Consider the following 497-nt stretch of genomic DNA (forward strand, 5'->3'; position numbering starts at 1 on the left):
ACGTACGTCTGCAGGGATGTCCACTGGGTCTGGGTCTGCACCATGCGGTTTTTTTCATTCTGCAGGGCATCATAGCGGTCAAAACGCTGCTGGTTGTAGCTGTACGTGGAGCTGTTACGGATACGCCACGGCCCCACGTTAATTCCGGGCTGCAGGGAGGCAAAGAACCCCTGGTTGTTGTTGCGGTTACCGTCGTTTTTACTTTCATAGGTGCTGCCGCTCAGGTTGTAGTTGAGCAGGAATGCCGTGTCCCCGTCCTGCCACAGGGACGGGTCCGCCAGGGTGTCACGGTTCGGTTTCATGTAGAGCTGCGGGATGTTCACCATCAGGCGCATCTGCGAGAAATCCAGCTTCATGGAGGCCTGCGGAATGTACGTGGTCAGGGGCTGCGTCAGCGCCTCCTTCACCGGCAGGGCGCTCAGGTCATCCCGGCTCTTCAGGTTCACACCCCAGCCATCGAGATCTGAAGGGGTGATGACCGGCTGCAGGTTGCCCTC

At 58.8% G+C, this 497-nt stretch carries 1 protein-coding gene; it reads right to left on the reverse strand.

Features of this window, described 5'->3' with window-relative positions:
- Positions 1–497: FimD/PapC N-terminal domain-containing protein (locus AAIR21_RS27865; protein ID WP_434682840.1), on the reverse strand; the 497-nt coding region annotated here is incomplete at both ends.

The organism is Enterobacter sp. PTB, from assembly GCF_051130085.1.
Classification (GTDB): Bacteria; Pseudomonadota; Gammaproteobacteria; order Enterobacterales; family Enterobacteriaceae; genus Enterobacter; species Enterobacter ludwigii.